The sequence below is a fragment of the Pseudomonas sp. ICMP 8385 genome, assembly GCF_002699915.1.
GTDB lineage: Bacteria > Pseudomonadota > Gammaproteobacteria > Pseudomonadales > Pseudomonadaceae > Aquipseudomonas > Aquipseudomonas gessardii.
The window spans coordinates 15,985-34,285 of the sequence record NZ_LKBY01000127.1 but is presented as its reverse complement, the minus strand read 5'-3'; the positions used below and the strand labels follow the sequence as shown (position 1 = coordinate 34,285).

The 18,301-nt window shown below is 60.7% G+C and carries 17 protein-coding genes and 1 tRNA gene; 12 read left to right on the top strand and 6 right to left on the bottom strand.

The window, feature by feature from the left end; genetic code table 11:
- The first annotated feature begins 231 nt into the window (after window positions 1-231).
- From AO268_RS25915 to AO268_RS25905, 3 genes are all read left to right on the top strand, one after another.
- Entirely contained in the window at window positions 232-1,530 is a 1,299-nt protein-coding gene (locus tag AO268_RS25915; protein ID WP_099170275.1) for an MFS transporter, read from the top strand.
- 77 nt (window positions 1,531-1,607) lie between these two features.
- The gene (locus AO268_RS25910) at window positions 1,608-2,501 is read left to right on the top strand and encodes a bestrophin family protein (RefSeq protein ID WP_076961320.1); all 894 of its coding nucleotides are present in this window, start codon (window positions 1,608-1,610) and stop codon (window positions 2,499-2,501) included.
- Between the two features lie 144 nt (window positions 2,502-2,645).
- Window positions 2,646-3,083, top strand: a complete 438-nt coding sequence (locus tag AO268_RS25905) for an N-acetyltransferase (protein WP_076961319.1) — start codon at window positions 2,646-2,648, stop codon at window positions 3,081-3,083.
- Window positions 3,084-3,123: 40 nt separating this feature from the next.
- Here the strand turns inward: AO268_RS25905 and AO268_RS25900 are convergent, their stop codons facing one another.
- A complete protein-coding gene (locus AO268_RS25900) occupies window positions 3,124-3,633 on the bottom strand; it encodes a hypothetical protein (RefSeq protein ID WP_083743028.1) in 510 nt (169 codons plus the stop codon).
- A 107-nt stretch (window positions 3,634-3,740) separates the two neighbouring features.
- Window positions 3,741-3,816, bottom strand: a tRNA-Asn gene (locus AO268_RS25895).
- Between the two features lie 285 nt (window positions 3,817-4,101).
- Between AO268_RS25895 and AO268_RS25890 the strand changes: the two genes are divergently transcribed.
- Window positions 4,102-4,482 carry a DUF1640 domain-containing protein gene (locus AO268_RS25890; protein WP_099170274.1) on the top strand — a complete coding sequence of 127 codons (381 nt, stop codon included), beginning with the start codon at window positions 4,102-4,104 and terminating at the stop codon, window positions 4,480-4,482.
- Window positions 4,483-4,552: 70 nt separating this feature from the next.
- Window positions 4,553-5,173, top strand: coding sequence for a hypothetical protein (locus AO268_RS25885; RefSeq protein WP_099170273.1), 621 nt, complete (start codon window positions 4,553-4,555; stop codon window positions 5,171-5,173).
- A gap of 18 nt (window positions 5,174-5,191) precedes the next feature.
- On the opposite strand, the gene AO268_RS25880 is transcribed toward AO268_RS25885, so the two are convergent.
- Window positions 5,192-6,424 (bottom strand): CaiB/BaiF CoA transferase family protein, encoded by a 1,233-nt coding sequence (locus tag AO268_RS25880; protein ID WP_076961316.1) that lies wholly within the window; start codon window positions 6,422-6,424, stop codon window positions 5,192-5,194.
- 281 nt (window positions 6,425-6,705) lie between these two features.
- On the opposite strand from AO268_RS25880, the gene AO268_RS25875 reads away from it, so the two are divergent.
- From AO268_RS25875 to AO268_RS25860, 4 genes are all read left to right on the top strand, one after another.
- Entirely contained in the window at window positions 6,706-7,563 is an 858-nt protein-coding gene (locus AO268_RS25875) for an IclR family transcriptional regulator (RefSeq protein ID WP_076961315.1), read from the top strand.
- A 69-nt stretch (window positions 7,564-7,632) separates the two neighbouring features.
- On the top strand, window positions 7,633-8,787 hold the full coding sequence (locus AO268_RS25870) for an acyl-CoA dehydrogenase family protein (protein WP_099170272.1): 1,155 nt from the start codon (window positions 7,633-7,635) through the stop codon (window positions 8,785-8,787).
- Window positions 8,788-8,977: 190 nt separating this feature from the next.
- Window positions 8,978-10,252, top strand: a complete 1,275-nt coding sequence (locus AO268_RS25865; RefSeq protein WP_099170271.1) for an MFS transporter — start codon at window positions 8,978-8,980, stop codon at window positions 10,250-10,252.
- A gap of 142 nt (window positions 10,253-10,394) precedes the next feature.
- The gene (locus tag AO268_RS25860) at window positions 10,395-11,147 is read left to right on the top strand and encodes an alpha/beta fold hydrolase (RefSeq protein WP_099170270.1); all 753 of its coding nucleotides are present in this window, start codon (window positions 10,395-10,397) and stop codon (window positions 11,145-11,147) included.
- 66 nt (window positions 11,148-11,213) lie between these two features.
- Here the strand turns inward: AO268_RS25860 and AO268_RS25855 are convergent, their stop codons facing one another.
- Window positions 11,214-12,725 carry a nucleobase:cation symporter-2 family protein gene (locus tag AO268_RS25855; RefSeq protein WP_099170269.1) on the bottom strand — a complete coding sequence of 504 codons (1,512 nt, stop codon included), beginning with the start codon at window positions 12,723-12,725 and terminating at the stop codon, window positions 11,214-11,216.
- A gap of 172 nt (window positions 12,726-12,897) precedes the next feature.
- Between AO268_RS25855 and AO268_RS25850 the strand changes: the two genes are divergently transcribed.
- Together AO268_RS25850 and AO268_RS25845 are read left to right on the top strand one after the other, a co-directional pair.
- Window positions 12,898-13,848, top strand: a complete 951-nt coding sequence (locus AO268_RS25850) for a LysR family transcriptional regulator (protein ID WP_076961310.1) — start codon at window positions 12,898-12,900, stop codon at window positions 13,846-13,848.
- A gap of 143 nt (window positions 13,849-13,991) precedes the next feature.
- Window positions 13,992-14,825, top strand: coding sequence for a nucleoside-binding protein (locus tag AO268_RS25845; protein WP_076961309.1), 834 nt, complete (start codon window positions 13,992-13,994; stop codon window positions 14,823-14,825).
- On the opposite strand, the gene punC is transcribed toward AO268_RS25845, so the two are convergent.
- Entirely contained in the window at window positions 14,822-16,006 is a 1,185-nt protein-coding gene (gene punC / locus AO268_RS25840; RefSeq protein ID WP_099170268.1) for a purine nucleoside transporter PunC, read from the bottom strand. The genes AO268_RS25845 and punC overlap by 4 nt on opposite strands.
- A gap of 122 nt (window positions 16,007-16,128) precedes the next feature.
- Here punC and punR point away from each other — a divergent pair, with 122 nt between their 5' ends.
- Window positions 16,129-17,046 carry a DNA-binding transcriptional activator PunR gene (gene punR, locus AO268_RS25835; RefSeq protein ID WP_099170267.1) on the top strand — a complete coding sequence of 306 codons (918 nt, stop codon included), beginning with the start codon at window positions 16,129-16,131 and terminating at the stop codon, window positions 17,044-17,046.
- On the opposite strand, the gene AO268_RS25830 is transcribed toward punR, so the two are convergent.
- Complete coding sequence (locus tag AO268_RS25830) at window positions 17,038-18,204, bottom strand: aspartate aminotransferase family protein (RefSeq protein WP_099170266.1); 1,167 nt, start codon at window positions 18,202-18,204, stop codon at window positions 17,038-17,040. The genes punR and AO268_RS25830 overlap by 9 nt on opposite strands.
- Between the last annotated feature and the right edge of the window lie 97 nt (window positions 18,205-18,301).

The following is an 18,301-nucleotide window of genomic DNA, read 5'->3' as shown; positions in this document are numbered from 1 at the left end:
CCCCCGAAAATCAAGGTGGGAGCTGTCGAGCCCCGGCGAGGCTGCGATGGCGGCGGCATGGCTGGGAAGGATGTTGGCTGACCCGCCGCTATCGCAGGCAAGCCACACACATTTGATCTTCATTGCCTTGGCAGGTCGGTGTTGACTACGCCGATGACACTTTTGAAGTAAGCCACCCCGGGCGCTTTCCCGATAATCGAGGGCTTACTGACGAAATGCCGAGGCCCCGCCATGACGCGCGCATCCACCGAACAGGTCCCGCCGCAAACCCTGAGAAAAGTCATCGTCGCCGCCGGTATCGGCAATTTTGTCGAGTGGTTCGACTTCGCCGTGTATGGCTTTCTCGCCACCACCATCGCCCAACAGTTTTTCCCCAGTGGCGATGCCAGTGCGGCGTTGCTCAAGACCTTCGCGGTGTTTGCCGTGGCCTTTGCCTTTCGGCCCCTGGGCGGGATTTTCTTTGGCATGCTGGGCGATCGCATCGGCCGCAAGCGCACCCTGGCGATGACGATTTTGCTGATGGCCGGGGCCACGACCCTGATCGGCCTGCTGCCCACGTATGCGGCAATTGGCGTCACGGCGCCGATCCTGCTGTCGCTGATCCGCTGCGCCCAGGGCTTTTCCGCCGGCGGTGAATACGCCGGGGCCTGTGCCTACCTGATGGAGCACGCGCCCAGTGATAAACGGGCGTGGTACGGCAGCTTTATCCCGGTGTCGACCTTTGCCGCCTTCGCCTCGGCGGCGGTGGTGGCCTATGCGCTGGAGGCCTCGCTGTCGGCCGAGGCCATGGGCAGTTGGGGCTGGCGCCTGCCGTTTCTGATCGCCGCGCCGCTGGGCCTGGTAGGTCTGTACCTGCGCTGGCGGCTGGATGAAACCCCGGCCTTCCAGGCAGTAAAGCAGGAACACGCGGTGTCTCACTCGCCGCTCAAGGAAACCCTGCGCAACCATGGCGCGGCGATCTGCTGCCTGGGCGCCTTTGTGTCGCTGACGGCGCCGTCGTTTTATATGTTCACCACCTACTTTGCCACGTACCTGCAAGTGGTCGGTGGCCTGAGCCGGGCGACGGCGTTGCTGGTGTCGCTGATTGCGCTGATCTTCGCCGCGGCGATCTGTCCGCTGGCCGGCTGGTATAGCGATCGCGTCGGGCGGCGTGTCACGGTGATGAGCGCTTGCGGGCTGTTGATGGCCGTGGTGTACCCGTCGTTCCTGATGGCCAGTTCCGGCTCGTTCGCGGCCTCCGTGGTCGGCGTGATGCTGCTGGCGGTGGGCGCGGTGTTGTGCGGCGTGGTCACGGCGGCGCTGCTCTCGGAAACCTTCCCGACCCGCACGCGCTATACCGCCTCGGCGATCACCTACAACATGGCCTACACGATCTTCGGCGGCACCGCGCCGCTGGTGGCGACGTGGTTGATCAGCACCACCGCCAGCAACCTGTCACCGGCGTTTTACCTGATGGCCGTGGCCCTGCTCGCACTGGCCGGTGGCCTGGCCTTGCCGGAGACCTCGCGCATTTCCCTGCACGACGCCTGACACCCGGCGAACCTTTCTTGCACAAACACCGTCCGAGCTAGGGCACTGATGTTTTTCGCCCGCTCGGAGGTTTGTGTTTGAAAGCTGCCATCGTCAAAAAATACCGCCTGATTATCAAGACCATGGGTTATGTCGGCTGGGCGCTGTTCTGGCTGTTGCTCTGGGATATTGCGGTCACCGTGGACTTCATGCTGTTCCTCAACGCCAAGATCAACCTGCCACTGATGCCCCTGACGCTGCTCGGTTCGGCACTGGTGGTGCTGATCAGTTTTCGTAACACCAGCGCCTACAACCGCTGGTGGGAAGCGCGCACGCTATGGGGCGCGATGGTCAATAATTCGCGCAGCTTTGCACGGCAGGTGCTGACATTGCTCGATGACCCCGACAGCGAAATCAACCCCATCAAATCCACCCTGCTGCGCCGCCACGTGGCCTATGTGAATTGCCTGGCGGCGCACCTGCGGGGTGAGCCGTGCCCGGAGGAAGTGCGGGCGTTCATTCCTGGGGATGAGTTTGCGCGCAACGGCGCCACCAACAACTTTGCCAACGACATCCTCACCGGCTCCGCCGCCCTGCTGGCCCGCGAGTACAAGGCCGGACGCCTGGACAGCATTCGCCTGGCGCGCCTGGAATCAACCATGGTCGACCTGTCCAACAGCCAGGGCGGCATGGAACGCATCGCCAATACGCCACTGCCCTACCCCTATGTGTATTTTCCACGACTGTTTATTTCGCTGTTCTGCCTGATTGTGCCAGTGGGGCTGGTGGAGTCCCTGGGCTGGTTCACCCCGCTGGCCTCGACGGTGGTGGGGTTTATGCTGCTGGCCATCGAACGCATCGGCACCGACCTGCAAAGCCCGTTCCGCTCCAGCGAACACCAGATCCAGACCGAAGCCATCTGCGAAACCATCGAGAAAAACCTGCAGTCGATGCAGCGTGATTCGTTGGGGGATGTTTGCAGGAGCCATTAAAAAGCCTGCATTCTTCAAGCGCCTCTATAATAAAGCGTCGCGTTAAACATTTTGTTTGGCGTGATGTTGCGCAACCACGCAGTATCAGGCCCGGGGGCTGCCTGGCGCCTGAGCTTTGAATAACCCATCGCAAGACTTAAAAAAATGATCAGACCCCTTGACCCCACAGACCTCGATTGCGTCCTGCAGATCTGGCTGGATGCCTCGCTTATCGCCCACGACTTTATCGACGCCGCCTTCTGGCAGTCACAGGTCGAGAACATGCGCAACCTGTACATTCCTGCATCCCAGACCTTTGTTATCGAGCGTCAATCGAGGGTGGTGGGGTTTTACTCGCTGCTCGACCAGCAGATGGCCGCGCTGTTTGTTGCCCCCGACTGCCAGGGCCAGGGCCTCGGTAAACAGCTGCTGGCCCACGCCAGGAGGCAACGGCCCGTACTGACCCTGGCGGTTTATAAAAACAATAGCGCCAGTTACCAGTTCTACCTGTCACAAGGGTTTGTGGTCACCCATGAAGAGATCGATGAACACAGCGGCCAGGCGCAATACTCGATGAGCAGCGTCGCCAGCGCGCCTCAGTAATCCGTCCTCACCTCAGCGGGCGCCTTGTCGGGGCCACATGCTAAACCCAAGGCTGATATTGCGCGGCGTTCCCCGCTAGTCGCGCGGCTTGCGCCCGTTCGGACAGCGGTATGCCAGGTGGTAGCAACGACAGCACATAAGCCATCCGCGACGCACTCCCCAGGTTCACGATCAATGTGAACGGCGAATCGGCAAATTCAAACACCAGGTTGAAGGTGCCATAAGCACTGCGCATATCCACTCGCGACACATCGCCCAACGGTCGTTGCTTCTGACGTAAAACCCGGTAAATCACCTGCTGCCCCTCAAGACGAAACACCGGGTTGAGGCTGTTGCTGGCCAAGGCCACCCAAGGCAGCCTGCGCAACCCGATAAAGGTGGCCAATACCGCAATCGCCTTGCCATCAAGGCCCGTGCCAGGGGCATAGGCGGGAGCGACCGACTTGGGTTTGCGCAGCTTCTTGAACAACCAGTACATGAACCAAAACGACAGGCCCTGGGCAATGACCACCATCGCGCCGAAGGCTAACTCCATCCAACTGATATCCATGTGCTTTCCTTGGCGGGTTGCCGGTGAGCGATCCAGCTTGGCAGGTAGCATCAGGCACTAAATTGCGCACAAAAAAAAGCCTGCATCGCTGCAGGCTTTTCTCTATCTGGCTCCACGACCTGGACTCGAACCAGGGACCCAATGATTAACAGTCATTTGCTCTACCAACTGAGCTATCGCGGAATGCGGCGTATCTTACTGATTGAAAAGGACAAGTCAAATATTTAATGGGTTTTTACCTGCGACTTTTCAGGAACCCTGAAAAATCCGGGGCGATTCAACTCTCAGCAGCCTTACTCAACCTACAAAAATGCAGGAACCGTCCGACTGGAACCTCAATGCGCTTAAGCCGACTATTCACCGATAGCGCTCTCGCCGATCGAGTGCACCCCTCACAGTGACGGAGCCTACTGCCCGGTGGGGTTCCACGTCGCTTGCCTGCTGCTGGAGACACGATGAAAATATCGCTTGCTATATGACGCACTGACCTCCATCAGCGTGCCAAATAAAACAGCCAAAGCCGCCGTAAATGCTTGGGAGGACGATGTGAAACATTTCGCGTCAAAAGCCGACTTAGAACGCACCGAATCCCACCTCAAGGATTCGATCGCGGCATTACGCACCGACCTGAGCGCCCTGATCAAAGACCAAGGCGTTGCAATCAGAGAGCAAGGTGTAGAATTCCGCGCGCTGATGGAACGTCAGGCGAGCCAGTTTCAAGGGGCCATTTCAAAGCTGGAATCGGGCATGACCCTGCTGCGCTGGCAATTCTGGCTGTTGGTTATCTGCTTCGGGTTTCCTATCATCAAAAACCTTTACGAGATTTACGGGAGTGTCATTTCCTCCTGACTCATGGCTTTACCTTTTCAGCACTCGACACGGACTTTCTCGTGCAGCCTTATCGACAGGGAGTCGACCCGTGAAAAAACTGCATGACCATCCCTTTTTCAAGCCACGTCGCCCCACTGCACCGCTGACACCGGAAAAACCCAAGCTCTCCTCCGGCACTGTCCTCTCCCTGGCAGCCATGGTGATCTCCATCGCCGCCGCGTCGATTTCCTTCTGGCAACTGGACCTGATGCGCGAGCACAACCGGCTGTCCGTCAGGCCCTACCTGATGATCACACCGTATCTGGCGGGCGGAAAAAGCGGCCTGTACCTGTCCAATGAAGGGATTGGCCCGGGCATCATCACCGCGTTCAACATTCGCGTCGGCGACGAACAGTTCGATGGGCTGGGGGACAGTCGCTGGCCCGCCGTGCTGGAAAAGGCACGGTTGAATCCAGAATGCTTCGCCAAAGGTTGGCCCACCGAGGGTGCAGCCGTCAGGCCGGGTAATGACATCGTGATTCTGGAGCCGACTAAAAGCACGCAGTTCGGCCCCTTGTGCCTGCTGCAAATGAGTCTGTTCCTACAAAGGAATGACGTCTTTGTAGAGATGCACTATGAGTCACTCTACAAGGAGCCCTTCATCCTTTCCGCCCCCTTGGGCATCAATGAAGCCATGGATATGGGCGCGCTGGGCAAAATACTTCAGTAGTCAGCCAACGCGCGTCCATCACGGCAACTGCTCAATCACCCCACGACTCTTCAACTGCCCCAACTGCTCACCACTCAACCCCAACCGCCCCACCAACACTTCATCCGTATGCTGCCCCAACATCGGCGCCGGCCGTACGTACTCCACCGGAGTGCCAGACATCTTGATCGGGCTACCGACCATGGCGAAGTCGGGGTTTTGCGGATGGGGGATCTTCACCATCAGTCCACGGGCAATCACCTGCGGCTCTTCCAAAGATTGCGCGATATTGTTGATCGCGCCCACCGGGACTTTCGCAGCATGGATGCAACTGACCCACTCATCTGCCGTGCGGCCAAGGAAGTGCGCCGACAGCAACTCGACGATTTCGGCCCGATGGGCCACGCGGTCGGCATTGCGCCGAAAGCGTGGGTCGTCTGGCAGGTGCGGCAGGCCAATGCTCTGGCATAAGGCGATGAATTGGCTGTCGTTGCCGCAGGCGATGATGAAGTCGCGGTCGGCGGCGCGAAACACCTGGTACGGCACGATATTGGCGTGGGCATTGCCAAAGCGCTGGGGCACGTTGCCGGAGGCCAGGTAGTTCATGCTCTGGTTGGCCAGGGTCGCGACTTGCACATCCAGCAGGGCCATATCGATATGCTGGCCAACGCCGGTGCGTTCGCGGCTGAGCAGCGCGGCCTGGATCGCCACCGTGGAATACAACCCGGTCATCAGGTCGGAAAAGGCCACGCCGACTTTTTGTGGACCGCCGCCCGGTAAGTCATCGCGTTCGCCGGTGATGCTCATCAGGCCGCCAATGCCCTGGATGATGAAGTCATAGCCAGGCTCTTCGGCACGCGGGCCGGTCTGGCCAAAGCCGGTGATGGAGCAATACACCAGGCGCGGGTTGAGCGCGGCCAGGGTCGTGTAGTCCAGGCCGTAGCGCGCCAGGGAGCCGGCCTTGTAGTTCTCGATCAACACGTCGGAGCTGGCCGCCAGCGCCCGCACCAGTTCCTGGCCTTCGGCACTGGCCAGGTCGATGGCCACCGACAGCTTGCCACGGTTGGTGGACTGGTAATACGACGCCTGCCCGGACGCCTCGCCGGTGCCGGTCTTCATCCACGGCGGCCCCCAGCCACGGGTGTCGTCGCCACTGTGCGGGCGCTCGATCTTGATCACTTCCGCGCCCAGGTCGGCCAACACCTGGCCACACCAGGGGCCGGCCAAGACCCGGCTCAAATCCAGTACACGCAAACCTGTTAATGCACCCATTGTTTTTATTCCTGAAGGTCTGTATCGCCGACTGTGGGCTATAGATTAAAACCCACTAATTATTTTGCAGTGCGAAATTATATTCCGTATTTTCAAAAAATAATAAGTATCTACATTAATGATGTAAACGAAAGAACGTATAGATCCAACAGAAAAAAATATAAACAATTGTTTATAAACGAATAAATATAAAGACACAGTAAAAATCCAAAAAATTCAATTGTTTCGCACAGCGGAATATGGTTTTGTTTTATTGATTTTACAAAAGAAGGATTTCTACCATGCGCCGTCGAAGCCTGGACCCGAACACACCAGAGACACCAGCAGGCAGCACTGCCTTTGAACACCTGCTGGTAGATCCGATGAACACCGAAGAGGAGGAAGACAAGGACCGCCAGTTCATCACGTCACTGGCCCGTGGCCTGGAACTGCTGCGCTGCTTCACCCCCAGCGAAAGCGTGTTGAGTAACCAGGAACTGGCGCGCAAGACCGGCCTGCCCAAGCCGACGATTACCCGCATGACCCACACCCTGACCCGCTTGGGTTACCTCAAGCACATGCCGCAGTCGGGCCGATACCAGTTGGATGTGGGGGTGATGGCATTTGGTTACGCAATGCTTTCCAACCTGTCGGTGCGGGCCGTGGCCCACCCGCTGATGGAGACCATGGCCAAGTACGCCCAGGCCGCCGTCGCGATGGCCACCCGGGACCGCCTGGACATGGTGTACCTGGACGTGATCCAGGGCGAAGCGAACATGACCATGCGCCGCCAGGTCGGTACGCGCCTGCCGCTGCACTTGAGTTCGGCAGGCCGTGCCTGCCTGGCGGCGATGCCGGAGAACGAGCGCGAATTCATGCTTGAGCATATCCGCCAGCGGCATCTGGAGGATTGGCCGACGATTCGCAAAGGGCTGGAGCGTGCGTTCAGGGATTACACCGATTTCGGCTATTGCATGTCGATCGGTGAGTGGCACCGCGATGTCAACGCCATCGCCGTGCCCATGCTGCACACACAACATGGGCTGTTGACGTTCAACTGTGGCGGGCCGAGTTTTCACCTTTCCCGGGAAAAACTCGAAGACGACATAGGGCCGCGTCTCAAGCACATGGTCAACAACATCGAGGCCGCCGCCCGCTAGACAGATCGGTGCACGGCCCCGGCAGATCCAATACAACAGGCCCGCCGAACGGGCCGCCGAGGAATGTACATGATCCGAGACCCGCAAACGCTGCATCTGCTACTGGACTCCATCCACCAGTTCGTCAACGAAGTGCTGATCCCACGGGAAAACGAAGTCGCCGAGACCGATGAGATCCCTGCGGACATCGTCCGGCAATTCCAGGACATGGGCCTGTTCGGCCTGACCCTGCCCGAAGCCTATGGCGGCCTGGGCGTGACCATGGAAGAAGAAGTCAGCATTGCTTTCGAGCTGGGGCGCACCTCGCCGGCCTTCCGCTCCTACTTCGGCACCAACAATGGCATCGGTTCCATCGGCATCCTGCTGGACGGCACCGAGGCACAGAAACAGCATTACCTGCCCAAGCTGGCCAGCGGCGAGTTGCTCAGCTCGTTCTGCCTGACCGAACCGGACGCCGGCTCCGACGCTGCCTCGCTGAAGACCACCGCCCTGCGCGATGGCGAGCATTACCTGATCAATGGCACCAAGCGCTTTATCACCAATGCGCCCCATGCCGGGATTTTCACGGTGATGGCCCGTACCAACCCGGAGATCAAGGGCTCGGGCGGGATCAGCGCGTTTATCGTCGAGCGCAATACCCCGGGGGTGTCCCTGGGCAAGCGCGACCACAAGATGGGCCAGAAAGGCGCCCATACCAGCGATGTGATTTTCGACAATGTACGGGTGCCCGCCGGGCAACTGATCGGCGGCGTCGAAGGCGTGGGGTTCAAGACCGCGATGAAGGTGCTCGACAAGGGCCGCCTGCATATCGCAGCGGTCAGCGTCGGCGCCGCCGAGCGCATGCTCGACGATGCCCTGCACTACGCCATCGACCGCAAGCAATTCGGCCAGCCGATTGCCGAGTTCCAACTGATCCAGGCCATGCTTGCCGACAGCAAGGCAGAGATCTATGCCGCCCGCTGCATGGTGCTGGACGCCGCGCGCAAGCGTGACGAGGGCCTGGACATCGGCACCGAAGCCTCCTGCGCGAAGATGTTCGCCACGGAGATGTGCGGCCGCGTGGCTGACCGTTGCGTACAGATTCATGGTGGCGCGGGGTATGTGAGCGAGTATGCGATCGAGCGGTTTTACCGCGATGTGCGGCTGTTCCGGCTGTATGAGGGCACGACCCAGATCCAGCAGTTGGTGATTGCGCGCAACATGATTCGCGAGGCCAGGCACTAAAACCCACACAACCCTATGTGGGAACCGAGCTTGTGTGGGCTTGCTCGCGCAGGCGGTGGGTCAGTTAATAAATAGTTGACTGACACTGCGCTATCGCGAGCAAGCCCGCTCCCACAAGTAGATCGGCTTTGTTCATACAACATCTGCAACACCCATAACCCATGCCCTACAACTACAACAAGGTATCGCTATGGAAGTCGCCACATCGGCGGGTGCGTTGTCGCCCGCAAAAAACAACCTGTGGATCATTGTCTTCATCTTCTGCTTCCTCGGTCTTTTGATCGACGGCGCAGACTTGATGCTCCTGTCCTACAGCCTCAGCAGCCTGAAAGCCGAGTTCGGCCTGACCAGTGTCGAAGCCGGCAGCCTGGGCAGTTTCACCCTGGCCGGGATGGCGGTCGGCGGGATTTACGGGGGCTGGGCCTGTGATCGCTTCGGCCGGGTCAAGACCGTGGTGTGGAGCATCGTGCTGTTCTCGGTGGGTACCGCGATCCTCGGCCTGACCCACAGCTACTGGCAGTTCGCAGCCACCCGCTTCTTCGCCTCCCTCGGGTTGGGCGCATTGTATGTTGCCTGCAACACCCTGATGGCCGAATACGTCCCGACCCGCTACCGCACCACCGTGCTCGGCACCCTGCAGGCCGGCTGGTCGGTAGGGTATATCGTCGCCACCTTGCTGGCCGGCTGGATCCTGCCGGACCACGGCTGGCGCTGGCTGTTCTATGTGGCGATCATCCCGGTGATCCTCGCCGTGCTGATGCAGCGCCTGGTGCCGGAACCCCAGGCCTGGCTCAACGCCCAGGCCGAGCGTGCGCGGGAAAAGGCCGCAGGCATCCAGCGCGTCTCGGTAAAAAAACCCGATGGCATGTTCAAGCTGATTTTCAGCGACCCCAAGGCCAGCCGCATGTTCCTGTTCTGGGCACTGACTGCAGGCTTCCTGCAGTTTGGCTACTACGGGGTGAATAACTGGATGCCGTCCTACCTGGAAGGCGAACTGGGGATGAATTTCAAGTCGATGACCAGCTACATGGTCGGCACCTACGCGGCGATGATTTTCGGCAAGATCCTCGCCGGCCTGGCGGCCGATCGCCTGGGCCGGCGCGTGGTGTTTGCCTTCGGCGCCCTGGGCACGGCGGTGTTCCTGCCGGTGATCGTGCTGTACCAGAGCCCGGAGAATATCCTCTGGCTGCTGATTGCCTTCGGTTTTCTGTACGGCATTCCCTACGGCGTGAATGCGACCTACATGACCGAGAGTTTCGAGGCCAAATTCCGCGGTTCGGCGGTGGGCGGTGCCTACAACATCGGGCGTATTGGCGCGGCGGTCGCGCCGGCGGCCATTGGCTTCCTGGCGTCCCATGGCTCGATTGGCGTGGGCTTTATGGTGATGGGCGCGGCGTACTTTATCTGCGGGGTGATCCCGGCGCTGTTTATCCGCGACAAGCAGTTTGACCCGCAGAAACAATAAGCCAGGCCCGAGTGGCCCCGGATTGCCGGCGCCACTTGGGGCATTGCCGCTTCGTCAGGAAAACCTAGCCGTTTTGCCAGTTACTTAAACGTTTTGTTCAAACTATCGTGTACCCGACCAATTTTTGATGGCAGGGCCGGAAATGGAATTCATCGAACAAAGCCACCAGGGCTACGCAACCTTTCGCGACTACCAGACCTGGTATCGCGTGACCGGCAACCTCGACAGCGGCAAGACCCCATTGGTCATCCTCCATGGCGGCCCCGGCGCTACCCACGACTACCTGGACGCCTTCAAGGACGTGGCTGCCAGTGGGCATGCGGTGATTCACTACGATCAACTGGGCAATGGCCAGTCCACCCACCTGCCCCACCAGCCCGCCGATTTCTGGACGGTTGAGCTGTTTCTCGCAGAGCTGGACAACCTGCTCGACCATCTGCACATCAGCGGGCATTACGCGCTCCTCGGGCATGCCTGGGGCGGCAGGCTCGGCAGTGAACACGCGATTCGCCAGCCCCAGGGCCTGCGCGCATTGATCGCCGCCAACCTGGCGGCCGGCTTCGATGAGCAACCCTTGTGCCGGATCAACCCGTGGCCCGAAGAAGTGGCACGTACCTTCGCCCAGATGGCGGCCGATCCTACGGTTTACAACGCCCTGCACGGCCCGATCAGCATTGGCCGGCTGACGCAGATCCAAGTGCCAACCCTGATAATTTCCGGGCGGCCTGACCAGGCCACACCGCTGGAATTCAAGGCATTCCTCGATGAAATCGCCGATGTACGCGCAGCGCTGTTTGAAGACTCCAGCCATATGCCCCATGTGGAGGAGCGCCAGCCGTGCATGGGCACGGTGGTGAAGTTTTTGGATGAGGTGTGCTCACCAACGGTCTTCTAAACACCACCAATCAAATGTAGGAGCGGACAAGCCCGCTCCCACATTCAGTTTTTTGTGGTGTTTTGGCTACACCTCACTGGTTTCAGCCCGCCCCGCCACCGCCGCTTTCGGCAGTGTTGCATCCACCAGCGGAATCTCCTTGCCCTCGGCATCAAACAATTTGCCCTTGCTGAAGTAATCCCCGTCGCGCAGTGCCGCCACATCCTGGAAACACAGGCTGCGCTCGGTACCGGCGACGAACACCGACTGCTGGTCCGAGTTGCCGGCGGTGAAGTGGTTGAACGCCAGGTTCAGCAGGATCGCCATGATCGCCGAGGAGCTGATCCCCGAGTGGAAGATGGTGGCGAACCAGCTAGGGAACTGATCGTAGAAGCTCGGCGCGGCGATGGGGATCATGCCGAAGCCAATGGAGGTGGCGACAATGATCAGGTTCATGTTGTTGCGGTAATCGACCTTGGACAGCGTACGGATGCCACTGGCCGCCACGGTGCCGAACAACACGATCCCGGCGCCGCCCAGCACCGAGGTCGGTACTGCGGCAATCACCCGGCCCATAAAGGGCAACAGGCCAAGGATCACCAGGAACAGGCCGCCCGTGGCCACCACATAACGACTCTTGACCCCGGTCACCGCCACCAGGCCGACGTTCTGGGCGAAGGCGCTTTGGGTGAACGAGCCAAAGATCGGCGCGAACATGCTCGACAGCATGTCGGCACGCAGGCCATTGCCCAGACGCTTGGAGTCAACCTTGGTGTCGATGATCTCGCCCACCGCGAGGATATCCGCCGAGGTTTCCACCAGGGTCACCATGACCACGATGCACATGGACAGGATCGCCGCCACATGGAACGTCGGCATGCCGAAGTGGAACGGCGCGGGGAAGCCGATCATCGGGCCCTGGGTCACGCTGGAGAAGTCCGCCATGCCCAAAAACACGGCGATCAGCGTGCCAAACACCATGGCCAGCAGGATCGACAGGCGCGAGATAGTGGCGCTGCCCACCTTGCTCAGCAACAGCACCAACACCAGGGTGATGGCCGCCAGGCCGATGTTGGGCATGCTGCCAAAATCGGCGGCGCGGCTGTTACCGCCCATGGCCCAACGGGCCGCGACCGGCATCAGCGTCAGGCCGATGGTGGTAATCACGATCCCGGTCACCAGGGGCGGGAAGAACTTGGTAATTCGCGAGAAGATCGGGGTGATCAGCAACCCGATCAGCGACGCGGCCATCACCGCGCCCAGGATCGCCGGCACACCGCCCGCGCCGTCGCTGCCGACAATCGCCACCATGGTCGCCACACCGGCAAACGACACGCCCTGCACCAAGGGCAACTGACAGCCAAAAAACGGCAGGCCCAGGGTTTGCAACAGCGTGGCCAGGCCACCGGCAAACAACGACGCGGCGATCAACAGGCCAATATCCGCGGGGGATAACCCGGCCGCCTGGCCGACAATCAACGGCACGGCCACGATGCCGCCGTACATGGTCAGTACATGCTGCAGGCCGTAAGCCATGTTGGCAGCGACGCCAAGATTCTCATCTTCTGGCCGTTGCGGTGACGCCTTCGGGATAGTCATGGTGAGAGGTTCTCTGTTTTTGTTGTGCGCTCACTGTATGCAATAGAAAGATTGGATGTCCATAGAGTTGTATACAATCATTTGCACAAGATACCCGGCATCGACGTTACAAAAATCCATTCAGCCGCCCAGCCCCGAGGCTTGAAGGCGTGCCCACAAGGATCTGAAAAAAATGCTCAACCGCACGCTGCGCATCCACTCTGCGGCCATTTGCTACTTCGATATGGTCCGGCGCTGCCATTCGATCCGCGAAGCTGCGCGCCGGCTGAACGTGGCGTCGTCGGCGGTGAACCGGCAGATTCTCAAACTCGAAGATGAAGTCGGCGCGGCCCTGTTCGAGCGCTTGCCCGGCGGGCTGCGCCTGACCGCTGCCGGGGAAATCCTCACCCGCCATGTAACCCTGGTGCTGCAGGATGTGGAACGGGTACGCGGCGAATTGGAAGGCCTGAACCAGGTACAGACCGGGCATGTGGAAATTGCCACGGTGGAAGGCGCGACGGTGGAGTTGCTGCCCGCCGTGCTCAAGCGCATGCGCCAGCGCTATCCGGCGGTGACGATCGGGGTGACCGTGCAGGGTTCACAATCGATTCCAGCCGCAGTGATCAACGGCCAGGCGGACCTGGGGCTGGCCTTTGCCCTGCCGCGCAGTGCGGAAACCACACAATTGTGTGTCGGGCATTTCCGCCTTGGCGCATTGGTGGCACCGGGGCATCCCCTGGCCTCCCATGCCAGCGTCAGCTACACCCTGTGCGCTGAACACGGGGTGATCCAGGCCAACAGCGAGCTGTCGATCCATCACCTGATCGCCCCACTGCACAAGCGCTCGCCGGCTGCGCACAAGCCGTTGCTGCAAAGCAACTCCATGGAACTGGCGCGGCAGTTGGCGCGCCAGCAGTTGGGGGTGGCGTTCCAGACGCGCATCGGCATCGAGGCCGACTTGGCCAGGGGTGAGTTGCTGCATATCCCCTTGAGTGACCAGGGCGGGATGTTCAGCGACCTGGGGCTGTATGCGCGCAAGGGTCGGGATTTGCCTACGGCGGTGGAGTCGATGGCCCACCTGATCAGCGAAGAAATCGCTTTGCGCGAGCGCGAAGAATCCCCCTGTACCCCACGTATTTCCTGACCTTCAGGCCAACTTCCGTGCTGCCGATTCGGCAGCAGCCCAGTCGATATTCTGTTCTTTGAGCAGCGCGGCGGTTGTGTCGATACTGCGCCCGGCGGCCCCTGCATGGCTGCCATGAGCCAAACGCCAAAGGAACTAAAACAATGAAAAAGGCACTGCACGGCGCAACCGTTTTACTCACACTCCTCGGCGGCGGGGAGGCTGTCGCGGTGGAATGGATGAACAACAGCGTAGGGTTTCGCTACGGGCAACAATTCACCAATCCGAACAACCCTGACGATTTCAGCAAGCGCATCTACAGCTTCACCCACGCCAGCGGCTACCGGTACGGCAGCAACTTCCTCAACCTCGACGTCTTCCTGTCCGACAGCCACGACCCGCGCAAGGGCACCGATCACGGCGGCAGCGAGGTGTATGCGGTGTACCGGCACCAACTGTATGCCTCACGGGTATTCGACAGGCCGCTGGGCACCGGGCTGATCAAGGATTACGCGCTGACCCTGGGCTTCGATGCCAACCGCAACAACAACCTGGCGTCGGCGAAAAAGCGCGCCCTGGTGCTCGGGCCGACCCTCAAGTTCAATACGGTCGGGGTGCTGGACCTGAGCCTGATGTACTACAAGGAAAACAACCATTCCGGCATCCCCGGCGCGAAGGATCCGAACCACACCTTCGACGACACCTACATGCTCAACCTGACCTGGATGCGCCCGTTCGAGCTCGGCAACCATGGCGCCAAGTTCCAGGGTTTTATCAACCATGTCGGTGACAAGGGCCATGACTACAACAGCCGCGACACCGCCGCAGAAACCCTGATGCGCACTGCGCTGATGGTTGCGGTACGGCCGGGCAAAAGCGTCAAGCCCAACCTGTACCTGGGGGTGGGCTACGAGTACTGGCATAACAAGTTCGGTGTGGATGGCGGCCGTGGCAGCCGCACCTCGACGCCAACCGTGAATATGGAAGTGACGTTTTAAGCGGCCGCCAATTCCGACTCATCCGGCTTGGGCCGCGCCAGCCAATAGCCCAACATTGCCAGCGGCGCGGTCGCCAGCATCACACTCACCGTGACCAGCAACGGCTGCTCCAGCAGCGACGACACCAACAGGCTGGCGACAAAGCACAAGCCCAGTTGCAGGGTGTTTTGCAGGGCGGCGGCCTTGCCGGAGTTTTCCGAAAACGGCATCAGCGCATTCGCCACCACAATCGGGTAGCTGGCGCCGTTGACCAGGGCCATCAGGCAGAACGGAATCAGCAAAGTGGTCAGCGTCGGCACCGTCAGGGTTGCCACCAGGTACAACGCCACCATGCTGATGCAGTACGCCACCAGCAGCCAGGGCAACAGAAGCTTGCCCTGGAACCGTTGCAAGGCGCTGCGGCAACTGTAGCCACCCACCAGAAACGCCAGGGTCGGCAGCACATAGCTCAGGCCAATATCATTGGGGCTGTAGCCCATGCCACCGAGAATAAACGGCGAGGCCGTGAGCCAGGCGAAGAAGCTGGCGGAGCACGCGGCGAAGATCAGCACATTGCCGATGAACACCCGCGACTTGAACAATTGCCCGTAGCCCAGCCGGGCCTTTTCACCGTCGGCGGCCAGGCGCTTGGGCATGGGTTTGAGAAACAGGGTCGGTAATAGCAGCAACAGCGAGACACCCAGCAATACGGCGAAGATCGCCTGCCAGCCCCAATGATTCAGCACCACCGCGCCCAGCAGCGGCGCCAGCGCCGGTGACAGGGACATCAGCGGCATGATGCTGGCAAACACCCGGTGCGCCTTGTCCGCCGGGTACCGGTCAATCACCAGCGCCTGCCAACTGACAGCGGCACTGCACACCCCGATCGACTGTACAAAACGCAACGCCAGCAGTTGCGGCGCGGTCTCGACCCAGAACATTCCCAGGCAGCCGAGCACAAACAGGCTCAGGCCCGCCAGCAGGATCGGCTTGCGCCCCAGGCGGTCCGACAGCGGGCCCCAGAGCAGTTGCCCCACGGCAAACCCGGCGAGGAAGATGCTCAAACTGGCCCCCACCGCACCGGGGGAAATCTGCAGGTGTTCGCCCATGGCGCCGAACGCAGGCAGGTACATATCCATGGCCAGGTAGCCGAGCATGCTCAGCCCCGCCAGGTACCAGGTAAAACCAAAAGAGTTTTTCATTGAAGCCTTGTAAGTCCTGCCATCAAACAATTTGCTGACTGGCGCCTATTATGAAGCTGACAGTTACCCTGTGAAGCGATAATAATTGGAGACTATTATCAATATTTTTGAAGGCAACACCCATGTGGTCCGAATACTCCCTGGATGTGGTGGATGCCGTGGCCCGTCACGGCAGTTTCAGTGCAGCCGCCCAGGAACTGCACCGCGTGCCCTCGGCCATCAGCTACACCGTCCGGCAAATCGAAGAATGGTTGGCGGTGCCGTTGTTTGTCCGCCGCCACCGCGATGTGGAACTGACGCCTGCCGGGCGCCTGTTTATCGATGAAGCCCGGGGCGTGATGAAAACCATGCTCGGCACCCGCCGGCTGTGCCAGCAGGTAGCCAATGGCTGGAGCGGCCAGTTGAAAGTGGCGGTGGACTCCATCGTCAAGCAGCAGCGCTGCCGGCAACTGGTGCTGGACTTCTATCGCCACTTCCCCGACGTGGAGTTGTTGCTGGAGTACGAGGTGTACAACGGGGTGTGGGATGCCCTGGCGGACGAACGTACCGATATCGTGATCGGCGCCACCAGCGCGGTGCCGGTGGCCAGCCATTTCACGTTTCGCGACATGGGGTTGTTGAACTGGTCGGGCGTGGTCAGTGCCCGGCATCCCCTGGCGCAGGTAGCGGGCTTGATCAGTGACGAGCAACTGCGCCCGTTCGCGTCATTGTGCCTGACCGACACCTCGCGCAGCCTGCCCAAGCGCGACACCTGGACCCTGGATAACCAGCGGCGGCTGGTCGTACCGAACTGGACCTCCGCCATTGACTGCCTGCGGGACGGCCTGTGTGTCGGCATGGTGCCTTCGCACCTGGCACAGCCGCTGATCGACAGCGGTGAGTTGGTGGTACTGCAACTGTCTCGCCCCTTCCCGGCCAGCCCATCCTGCATGGCCTGGGCGCAGAGCAAACTGTCGCCGGCCATGGCCTGGCTCCTGGACTACCTGGGGGACAGCCAGACGATGAACCAGGAATGGCTGAACGGGCCGGGGTCACAGTAGCCGAACGATGCCCCGCACAATCATCTCCACTTCCTTGCTGTCCAGGGTCAGGGGCGGCAGCAGGCGAATGACCTTGCCCCGCGTGACATTGAGCAACAAACCCTGCTCCCGTGCGGCCCGTTCCGCCAGGTCGCGCTGCGGCGTGGCCAGCTCAATGCCGATCATCAGACCACGCCCGCGGATCGCCAGCACCTGCGGGTGCTCGCTCAACTCCACCCGCAGCCGCGCCAGCAGGCGCTCGCCCTGGCGTGCGGCGTTCTCCAGCAGGCTTTGTTCTTCAATGATGTCCAGCACCGTACAGCCCACACGGCACGCCAGCGGGTTACCGCCAAAGGTGCTGCCGTGGCTGCCGGGGGTGAACAGCTTGCCCACCGAGGCGCGGGCCAGGCAGGCGCCAATCGGAATACCGTTGCCCAGGCCCTTGGCCAGGGTCATGACGTCCGGGACGATTCCCTCCTGCTGGAAGGCAAACCAGGTGCCGGTCCGCCCGATGCCGGTCTGGATCTCATCGAGCATCAATAACCAACCGTGTTGGCTGCAGTGGGCACGCAAGGCTTTCAGATAACCCGGCGGCGCCAGTTGCACACCACTTTCGCCCTGGATCGGTTCCAGCAATATGGCCACGATCCGGGGCCCGAACTCACGGGTCACCGCGTCCAGTGCCGCCAGGTCGCCAAAGCCGACCTTGATGAAGTCCCCCGGCAAACGCTGGAACCCCAGGCGCACCGATGGCCCGTCACTGGCAGCCAGGGTGCCCAGGGTGCGGCCATGGAAGGCATTCTCCATGACCACCACCAGCGGCTGCTCGATGCCTTTTTTCCAGCCATGCAGGCGCGCCAGTTTCAACGCGGTTTCGTTGGCTTCGGCGCCGGAGTTGTTGAAGAACGCCTGGTCCAGGCCGCAGAGCTGGCTCAAGCGTTGGGCCAGGCGCTGCTGCCAGTCGATGCCGTACAAGTTGGAGGTATGCAACAGCAACCCGGCCTGCTCGCTGATCGCCGTCACCAGCCGTGGGTGGGAGTGACCGACATTGGTCACGGCAACCCCGGCCACGGCGTCGAGGTATTCACGGCCCTGCTGGTCCCACAGGCGGGTGCCCAGGCCACGGGTAAAGCTCAGGGCCAGGGGTTGATAGGTGGTCATCAGGCAAGCGGCGGTCATGGCATCGGGCTCCATCGGGGTCAGGGCCCTAGTATCGTTAGCCACTCAAGCTGGATAAACTGCGCAGATCTGCAATGACTTTTAACCAGGGCTTGAT

Bases quoted from the DNA above. Each gene is read 5' to 3' on its own strand.
- AO268_RS25860 (WP_099170270.1), top strand. From the start codon at position 10,395: ATGGAATTCATCGAACAAAGCCACCAGGGCTACGCAACCTTTCGCGAC.
- AO268_RS25845 (WP_076961309.1), top strand. From the start codon at position 13,992: ATGAAAAAGGCACTGCACGGCGCAACCGTTTTACTCACACTCCTCGGC.
- AO268_RS25870 (WP_099170272.1), top strand. From the start codon at position 7,633: ATGATCCGAGACCCGCAAACGCTGCATCTGCTACTGGACTCCATCCAC.
- AO268_RS25830 (WP_099170266.1), bottom strand. From the start codon at position 18,204: ATGACCGCCGCTTGCCTGATGACCACCTATCAACCCCTGGCCCTGAGC.
- AO268_RS25880 (WP_076961316.1), bottom strand. From the start codon at position 6,424: ATGGGTGCATTAACAGGTTTGCGTGTACTGGATTTGAGCCGGGTCTTG.
- AO268_RS25850 (WP_076961310.1), top strand. From the start codon at position 12,898: ATGCTCAACCGCACGCTGCGCATCCACTCTGCGGCCATTTGCTACTTC.
- AO268_RS25900 (WP_083743028.1), bottom strand. From the start codon at position 3,633: ATGGATATCAGTTGGATGGAGTTAGCCTTCGGCGCGATGGTGGTCATT.
- AO268_RS25915 (WP_099170275.1), top strand. From the start codon at position 232: ATGACGCGCGCATCCACCGAACAGGTCCCGCCGCAAACCCTGAGAAAA.
- AO268_RS25905 (WP_076961319.1), top strand. From the start codon at position 2,646: ATGATCAGACCCCTTGACCCCACAGACCTCGATTGCGTCCTGCAGATC.
- AO268_RS25855 (WP_099170269.1), bottom strand. From the start codon at position 12,725: ATGACTATCCCGAAGGCGTCACCGCAACGGCCAGAAGATGAGAATCTT.
- AO268_RS25875 (WP_076961315.1), top strand. From the start codon at position 6,706: ATGCGCCGTCGAAGCCTGGACCCGAACACACCAGAGACACCAGCAGGC.
- punR (WP_099170267.1), top strand. From the start codon at position 16,129: ATGTGGTCCGAATACTCCCTGGATGTGGTGGATGCCGTGGCCCGTCAC.
- AO268_RS25865 (WP_099170271.1), top strand. From the start codon at position 8,978: ATGGAAGTCGCCACATCGGCGGGTGCGTTGTCGCCCGCAAAAAACAAC.
- punC (WP_099170268.1), bottom strand. From the start codon at position 16,006: ATGAAAAACTCTTTTGGTTTTACCTGGTACCTGGCGGGGCTGAGCATG.